Origin of the sequence: Shewanella sp. S1-49-MNA-CIBAN-0167 (assembly GCF_040310145.1) — a bacterium.
In the GTDB taxonomy this organism is placed as follows: Bacteria; Pseudomonadota; Gammaproteobacteria; order Enterobacterales; family Shewanellaceae; genus Shewanella; species Shewanella psychromarinicola.
The window spans coordinates 1-249 of record NZ_JBEOPO010000413.1 but is presented as its reverse complement, the minus strand read 5'-3'; the positions used below and the strand labels follow the sequence as shown (position 1 = coordinate 249).

The window sequence follows — 249 nt, the reverse complement described above, 5'->3', positions numbered from 1 at the left end:
ACCATAGATATGCTGATGTGAAACCGTCGATACCACTGAACAATGAGGCAAATGTTCGGCAAATGTTTGCTCAAGAATACTGACTTCTGCATCCAGTTGTTGCAGTGTTTTTTTGATCGCTTTAGGCAGGCCGCTACTGCCCGAGGTGAATAACACTAATTCACCTAATGACTTGGTTTTAGGCCAAGTTGCTGCGGGTAAACTGAGTTCTTTTTTGAGCGCGATATACTCACGCACCTCACATAACGG

Annotated in this window: 1 pseudogene; it reads right to left on the bottom strand. The window is 44.6% G+C overall.

Annotated features, from left to right (window positions below):
• Positions 1-249: pseudogene (locus tag AAEZ00_RS21855) on the bottom strand (AMP-binding protein); the annotation flags it as partial.